Source organism: Bacillus cereus group sp. BfR-BA-01381 (assembly GCF_022663555.1).
GTDB lineage: Bacteria > Bacillota > Bacilli > Bacillales > Bacillaceae_G > Bacillus_A > Bacillus_A pacificus.
Genome location: NZ_JAKUFR010000305.1, coordinates 1 through 256, shown reverse-complemented (window position 1 = coordinate 256; position 256 = coordinate 1). Strand labels below are relative to the sequence as shown.

The following is a 256-nucleotide window of genomic DNA, read 5'->3' as shown; positions in this document are numbered from 1 at the left end:
TCATTAGGTGAAGTAAGTAGTTCGCATTTCTTTTTGAAACTTATTAGTTGCATATATGAAAAAGTATGCTACTATAGGGTTACTTATTAAACTTGTTTAATAAGTGTAATTAAAGTCACTTATTAAAGAGGTTTAATAAGTGGGGTTCATTTGATTACGAAGGAGATGATTCTATGAAAACAGAAAAAGAAAAGATGTTAGCGGGAGAAATGTATATTGCAGATGACGAAGAATTAGTAGCTGATAGGGTGGAGGC

General features: G+C 31.6%; 1 pseudogene. It reads left to right on the top strand.

Annotation, left to right across the window (positions count from 1 at the left end):
- Nucleotides 1–173: 173 nt before the first annotated feature.
- Nucleotides 174–256, top strand: a pseudogene (locus tag MR079_RS28820) (maltose acetyltransferase domain-containing protein); the annotation flags it as partial.